Source organism: Pseudomonas sp. 28 E 9, from assembly GCF_900004785.1.
Taxonomy (GTDB): Bacteria; Pseudomonadota; Gammaproteobacteria; order Pseudomonadales; family Pseudomonadaceae; genus Aquipseudomonas; species Aquipseudomonas orientalis_A.
Map to the genome: position 1 here is coordinate 1 of NZ_CVTK01000042.1, position 5,921 is coordinate 5,921.

At 63.5% G+C, this 5,921-nt stretch carries 7 protein-coding genes; 4 read left to right on the forward strand and 3 right to left on the reverse strand.

What is annotated here, in order from left to right; all coding sequences use genetic code 11:
• Positions 1-229 precede the first annotated feature (229 nt).
• On the forward strand, positions 230-1,009 hold the full coding sequence (locus BFQ00_RS10530) for a TSUP family transporter (protein ID WP_065933479.1): 780 nt from the start codon (positions 230-232) through the stop codon (positions 1,007-1,009).
• Here the strand turns inward: BFQ00_RS10530 and nudC are convergent.
• Positions 977-1,810, reverse strand: coding sequence for an NAD(+) diphosphatase (gene nudC / locus BFQ00_RS10535; RefSeq protein WP_065884471.1), 834 nt, complete (start codon positions 1,808-1,810; stop codon positions 977-979). The genes BFQ00_RS10530 and nudC overlap by 33 nt on opposite strands.
• 5 nt (positions 1,811-1,815) lie before the next feature.
• Complete coding sequence (locus BFQ00_RS10540; protein ID WP_065933480.1) at positions 1,816-2,628, reverse strand: crotonase/enoyl-CoA hydratase family protein; 813 nt, start codon at positions 2,626-2,628, stop codon at positions 1,816-1,818.
• A 161-nt stretch (positions 2,629-2,789) separates the two neighbouring features.
• On the opposite strand from BFQ00_RS10540, the gene BFQ00_RS10545 reads away from it, so the two are divergent.
• The 3 genes from BFQ00_RS10545 (at position 2,790) to BFQ00_RS10555 (ending at position 5,114) form a co-directional block, all read left to right on the forward strand.
• Positions 2,790-3,344, forward strand: coding sequence for a UPF0149 family protein (locus BFQ00_RS10545; protein WP_065933481.1), 555 nt, complete (start codon positions 2,790-2,792; stop codon positions 3,342-3,344).
• Positions 3,345-3,435: 91 nt separating this feature from the next.
• A complete protein-coding gene (locus BFQ00_RS10550; RefSeq protein WP_065933482.1) occupies positions 3,436-4,692 on the forward strand; it encodes a 3-phosphoshikimate 1-carboxyvinyltransferase in 1,257 nt (418 codons plus the stop codon).
• A gap of 32 nt (positions 4,693-4,724) precedes the next feature.
• Positions 4,725-5,114, forward strand: coding sequence for a hypothetical protein (locus tag BFQ00_RS10555; protein ID WP_065895435.1), 390 nt, complete (start codon positions 4,725-4,727; stop codon positions 5,112-5,114).
• A gap of 1 nt (position 5,115) precedes the next feature.
• Here the strand turns inward: BFQ00_RS10555 and BFQ00_RS10560 are convergent, their stop codons facing one another.
• Entirely contained in the window at positions 5,116-5,715 is a 600-nt protein-coding gene (locus tag BFQ00_RS10560) for an NAD(P)H-dependent oxidoreductase (RefSeq protein WP_065933483.1), read from the reverse strand.
• Positions 5,716-5,921: the final 206 nt, after the last annotated feature.

Sequence of the window (5,921 nt, forward strand, 5' to 3'; positions counted from 1 at the left end):
CGTTTTGCTTACTTTTGCGCTTTTCAAAAGTGAGCCGCTGTAAAAGCGGAACCCATAGCAGCCGTTACCGCAGAAACGGATATGTACCCGGTCCGATCCAACATCCTGGCCAGCCCAGAGGCCGCCATCGGGGGCAAGCCCCCTCCCACATTTGGTTTTGCGTACATCCGGGGGGTAAGATGGCGGCCTTCCCAGCAGCCCCGCCAACAACCAACAATAAGCCCTGCCCATGCCCTTCGAACTCAGCGTTGACCTGACCACCCTCGCCATTCTCGCCGTCGTGGCCTTTGTTGCCGGTTTCATCGACGCCATCGCCGGCGGCGGCGGCCTGCTCACCACCCCTGCCCTGCTTACCGCCGGCATGCCACCGCACCTGGTGCTGGGCACCAACAAGCTCAGTTCAACCTTTGGCTCGGCTACCGCCAGCTTTACCTTCTACCGCCGCAAGCTGTTCCACCCGCGCCAATGGGTGCATGCCATCGTCGGTACGTTGATCGGTGCGCTGACCGGCGCCGTGGTCGCGCACTATTTGCCCGCCGAAACCCTGAACAAGATGCTGCCGGTGATCGTGTTCGCCTGCGGGGTGTACCTGCTGTTCGGCGGCACGCCCAAGGCGCCGCTGGACGCCGAGGCACCCATCAAGAAGAAATGGCAGGCCACCCAGGGCTTCGGCCTGGGCTTCTATGACGGCGTGGCCGGGCCCGGCACCGGCGCGTTCTGGACCGTGAGCACGATGCTGCTGCACCCGATCGACCTGGTGAAGGCCAGCGGCGTGGCGCGCAGCATGAACTTCGTCAGCAACGCGGCGGCACTGACGGTGTTCATCATCAACGGTTCGGTGGACTGGATCGTCGGCCTGGTGATGGGCATCTCGGTGATGGGCGGCGCATTCTTTGGCGCTCGCAGCGCCATCAGCGGCGGCGCCAAGTTCATTCGCCCGGTGTTCATCACCGTGGTGCTCGGCCTGACCGTGCGCCTAGCCTGGCAGCACTGGTTCAGCGTGGCCTAGGCGGCGCGCCACATAGAGGTCGATCAGGTAGCGCGCAATCGAGCGTGACGCCGGCAACGGCGGCAGGTCGTGGATATTGAACCACTGCGCATCTTCGATTTCATCGGCCTGGGGCACGATGTCGCCACCGGCATACTCGGCATGAAAGCCCAGCATCATCGAATGCGGGAACGGCCAGCACTGGCTGCCCATGTACTGCAGGTTCTTCACCTCGACCTGCACTTCCTCGCGCACCTCACGGATCAGGCAGTCTTCAGCCGACTCACCCGGCTCGGCGAAGCCGGCCAGGGTGCTGTAGACCCCGGTGACAAAGCGTGGCGAGCGCGCCAGCAGGATTTCATCGCCACGGGTCACCAGCACGATCATGCTCGGCGAAATCCGTGGATAGCTGCGCAGGTCGCAGGCCTGGCAGTACATCGCCCGCTCCCGTGGCACCTGGACCATGGCCTGGCCGCAACTGCCGCAGAAGCGGTGCTCGCGCGCCCAGGTACCGATCTGTGCGGCATAACCCAGCACTTTGTACAGGGTGTGATCGCCTTGCAGCATAAAACCGCGCAGGCCTTGCCAGCTGCAGCCCGGCACCTGGGCAGCAGCGTTGATTTCCAGCAGGTACACCGGCTCGCCATCGAGGTGCCCGATGCCGTGTTCGGCAAAGACCGAGAGGTCCTGGCGCTTGAGCCATTCGCGGGGGAACAGCGGCCCGTTGGCATCATGCAAAAAGCCGTCGCGGCTGCGGGCCACGGCCCAGCCGCCGGCGGCGTCGTTGTCCAGCAGCGTTGTGGTAATCCAGCCTGGGGTCATATCAATCAATCCACGAATTCGGGTGTCTGTTTGCTCATATGGGCCGCGATGGCCACGCGCAGGTCGTTGGATTGCAACATAGCCGAGTTCCAGGTGGCAACGTATTCCAGGCCGTCATTGATGCTGTGATCGCGCATATAGCTGATCATCGCCTTGGTGCCGGTGACGGCAATGGGCGACTTGGCGGCGATTTCATGGGCGATGGCCATGACGCCCGCCAACAGGCTGGTCGAGTCGGCATACACACGATTGACCAGGCCGATGCTGCGCGCTTCTTCGGCGCCGAACTGACGACCGGTGTAGGCCAGTTCGCGCAACATGCCGTCGCCGACGATGCGCGGCAGGCGTTGCAAGGTGCCGACGTCGGCGGCCATGCCGATGTCGACTTCCTTGATCGAGAACAGCGCGTCCTCGGCGGCGTAGCGCATGTCGCAGGCGCTGATCAGGTCGATGGCGCCGCCGATGCAATAGCCGTGGATCGCTGCCAGCACCGGCTTGCGGCAGTTGTCGACCGCATTGAACGAGGCTTGCAGTTCGAGGATCTTGCGCCGCAGCACGCGCGCGTTACGGCCCACATCCTTGCCGAGCTCGTTGGCCACCGAAGCGAGCATCATCAGGTCGATGCCGGAGGAAAAGTGCTTGCCGGCACCGCTGAGCACCACCGCGCGCACGGCATCGGTGTCTTCGATCCATTGGAAGATATCGATGATTTCGCTCCAGAACGCCGCGTTCATCGCGTTGATTTTTTCCGGGCGGTTGATCTGCACATGGGCAACGTTGCCGTTGAGTTCAACGACGAAAGCTTGGTATTCGGACATGGCAGTGATCCCTGACTGGCGAGTGATAAGGCCTGAACTATAACAAGGCCAGGCAACGGCGCATCGGCCAAAAGCGGGACTGGCAAAAAACCTTGCCAGGCGCCATCCTTGGCGCTTTAAGCCGCCCCACTGCGGCGTTCGACGTTTGAAGGATATGCCCCATGCACGCCCAGCCCCTCACCCCCGCCGATTTCGACCTGATCGAAGAGACCCTGCTCAAATACGGCGACGACCATTCGGTGCTGAACCTGGCTGAACTCGACGGTTATTTCACGGCCTTGGTCTCCAGCCCGACGCAGGTGGAGATCGCCGAGTGGTTCCCGGCAATCTGGGGCGGGCAGCACCCGGACTGGGAAAGCCCCGCAGAGGCCGGGCAGTTCCTGGACCTGTGTGTACGCCACTTCAACACACTGGCGGCGCAACTGGCCGGCGACTCCAGTGAGTTCAAGGCCCTGTTCGATGAAAAAGAGCACCACGGCCAGTCTGTGACCCTTGCGGAAGAATGGTGCTTTGGCTACATCCGTGGCGCCGCCATTGGCAACTGGCCAGCGCTGCCCGCCGAACTGGCCGTTCAGTTCGAAAAAATCTCCTGGTGCGCCGAGCAGGATAACTTCGAGTTGCCGGCCGACCTGGATGTGCAGGCTCATCAGCAACAGGTCGGCGAAATCGAACCGGCCGCCCGAGCGCTGCACGATTACTGGCTGAGCCAGCGCTAAATCTCGACAAGCACCGCACCTTTGGCCGATTATTCGGGTCCGCCCCGTCGGCCACTCCATGCCACCTCGCCTTGATCAGGAGCCTTGTCCCTTGAGTTCGCAGAAAACCGTGACCGTTACACCGCCCAACTTTCCTCTCAATGGCAAGGTCGCGCCCCCCGGCTCCAAATCCATTACCAACCGCGCCCTGTTGCTGGCGGCCCTGGCCAACGGCACCAGCCGCTTGAGCGGCGCCCTGAAGAGCGACGACACCCGCCACATGTCGGTGGCCCTGCGGCAGATGGGCGTGACCATCGATGAGCCGGACGACACCACCTTCGTGGTTACCGGCCAGGGCAAACTGCAATGGCCGGCGCAGCCGCTGTTCCTCGGCAATGCCGGCACCGCCATGCGCTTTCTCACCGCTGCTGTCGCCACCGTGGAAGGCACCGTGTTACTGGACGGCGACGACTACATGCAAAAGCGCCCGATCGGGCCACTGCTCGACACTCTCGGCCAGAACGGCATCCGGGTCGACAGCCCGACCGGCTGCCCACCGGTGACCGTGCATGGCGTGGGCAAGGTCCAGGCCAAGCGCTTCGAGATCGATGGCGGGTTGTCCAGCCAGTATGTGTCGGCGCTGCTGATGCTCGCAGCCTGCGGCGAAGCGCCGATCGAAGTCGCATTGACCGGCAAGGACATCGGCGCCCGTGGCTATGTGGACCTGACCCTCGATTGCATGCGTGCCTTCGGCGCCCAGGTTGAAGCCGTCGACGACAGCACCTGGCGCGTGGCCGCGACCGGCTACACCGCCCACGATTACCTGATCGAACCCGACGCCTCCGCAGCCACCTACTTGTGGGCCGCGCAAGTGTTGACCGGCGGCCGTATCGACATCGGCGTCGCCGCCGAGGATTTCACCCAGCCGGACGCCAAGGCCCAGGCGGTGATCGCCCAGTTCCCGAACATGCCGGCTACGGTAGTGGGCTCGCAGATGCAGGACGCCATCCCGACCCTGGCGGTGCTCGCCGCCTTCAACAACACCCCGGTGCGCTTCACTGAACTGGCCAACCTGCGCGTCAAGGAATGTGACCGCGTGCAGGCGCTGCATGACGGCCTCAACGCAATCCGTGCGGGCCTGGCGACCATCGAGGGCGACGACTTGCTGGTGGCCGCCGACCCGGCCCTGGCCGGCACATCGTGCAACGCATCGATCGACACCCATGCCGACCACCGCATAGCCATGTGCTTTGCCCTGGCCGGGCTGAAAGTCTCGGGCATCCGGATCCAGGACCCGGACTGCGTGGCCAAGACCTACCCCGGGTACTGGAAGGCCCTGGGCAGCCTCGGCGTGACGCTCAGCGACTAAGGCCACCACGCAGGTTACGGGAGGGCACGCACATGACCATTCGCCAACCCTGCCCGCCCGGCGCCTGCGTCTGCGAGCGCGAACGCTTGCTGGAGGCGCCCGGCGCCGACCTGCGCATTCTCAACCTGACACGCCAGGAAGAAAAACGCCTGCTCGAGCGCCTGGAAAACCTCAAGAGCCTGCAGGACCTGGAGCATATGCAGCAGCGTATGTACGAGCAGTTGGGCATCCGCCTGCATATCGCGCCGGGCCATACCGAGGTCAAGAGCATGCGCGGGATCCAGATCGTCATCGACGAACTGCCCGGCCTGTGTCGCAAGACCCGGCAATCGATCCCGGCAGCGATTCGTCGCGGCATGGAGAAGCAGCCCGAGATTGCCTACCGCTTGCTGGACGCCCACGACCTGTTTCGCGACGCTTGAATCACCCGGCGACGGTCTCACGCTCAAACAGCCCCTGCCCGACCATCCTGGCCTTGTGCAAATGCGCCTGGGCACTGTCGGTTTCCGACTCCAGCAGCAGCTCCGAGGTCAGCACCTGCGCGCCGCAATAGTCAAAGATCCCGTAATCGATCTGCGTGCGCATGGCCTCGGCATAGCCGTGCCGGTCAAAGGCGCTTGCATCCGCAGCGCCCAAGGCGAGCAGATGGACCTGCAAGTGCCGCAGTTTCTTGGTCATGGGGATGTCCGGGCCGTACTCGATCGCCCAGCCGTTGACGAAGACACGGTCGATCCAGCCCTTGAGCAACGCCGGCATGGACCACCAGTAGATCGGGAACGCCAGCACCAACGCGTCGGCGCGGTCGATGCGTGCCTGTTCGGCCCGCACATCCGCCGGCGGCATTGCACCGCTGCGGTGTACCCGGTGGTCAGCGGCGGTGTAGCGTGGGTCGAAACCTTCCGCTGCGAGGTCGGCGATTTCAAAGGTGTGGCCGCAAGCGCTCAAACCCGCGCCGACCTGCTCGGCCACGCTGCGGGTAAGGGATTGCGGGTCGTGATGGGCAACAACGATCAGTGCGTGCATGGCATGGCGTCCTTTTGGGCTTAATCTACTTTTAGTAAGTTACCATCCTTAAGTTACTTTTGGTAGATAGCAAGCGCAGCAGGATGAGGTCTGTCTGGTAAAACAAACCAACTGTGGGAGGGGGCTTGCCCCCGATGGCGGCCTCTGGGCCGACCAGGATGTTGGATTGGACCGGGTACATATCCGTTTCTGCGGTAACGGCTGCT

Bases quoted from the DNA above. Each gene is read 5' to 3' on its own strand.
- nudC (WP_065884471.1), bottom strand. From the start codon at position 1,810: ATGACCCCAGGCTGGATTACCACAACGCTGCTGGACAACGACGCCGCC.
- BFQ00_RS10555 (WP_065895435.1), top strand. From the start codon at position 4,725: ATGACCATTCGCCAACCCTGCCCGCCCGGCGCCTGCGTCTGCGAGCGC.
- BFQ00_RS10530 (WP_065933479.1), top strand. From the start codon at position 230: ATGCCCTTCGAACTCAGCGTTGACCTGACCACCCTCGCCATTCTCGCC.
- BFQ00_RS10545 (WP_065933481.1), top strand. From the start codon at position 2,790: ATGCACGCCCAGCCCCTCACCCCCGCCGATTTCGACCTGATCGAAGAG.
- BFQ00_RS10540 (WP_065933480.1), bottom strand. From the start codon at position 2,628: ATGTCCGAATACCAAGCTTTCGTCGTTGAACTCAACGGCAACGTTGCC.
- BFQ00_RS10560 (WP_065933483.1), bottom strand. From the start codon at position 5,715: ATGCACGCACTGATCGTTGTTGCCCATCACGACCCGCAATCCCTTACC.